1 protein-coding gene is annotated in these 256 nt (G+C 39.5%); it reads right to left on the reverse strand.

Translation table 11 applies throughout. The features are described from left to right. Positions 1-243 (reverse strand): hypothetical protein (locus RG959_RS24500; RefSeq protein ID WP_342799335.1); only part of this gene is annotated, 243 nt, incomplete at its 3' end. Positions 244-256 lie beyond the last annotated feature (13 nt).

Genomic DNA, 256 nt, shown 5'->3' on the forward strand with positions numbered 1-256 from the left:
GTTACTAAAGTCGCTATTAAATGAGTATTGTATATCAGCTTGTACCGTAGAACCCCCGCTGCTAGTCATCCATGCCGAAATAGTATCGATAGAAAATGTTTGAGTTGCGGCAGTGAGTGAAAACTCTAGATACTTATCAGCATTTTTAGAGACCAACTCAGGACCATAAACCCTAAATCTTGCTACTCCTGTATCTTGTTCGTTAACAGCAAATGTTTTAACTGAACCTGTATCTAAACCCACAACGTTTGCGTCT

The sequence above is a fragment of the Domibacillus sp. 8LH genome, assembly GCF_038806185.1.
Taxonomy (GTDB): Bacteria; Bacillota; Bacilli; order Bacillales; family Domibacillaceae; genus Domibacillus; species Domibacillus indicus_A.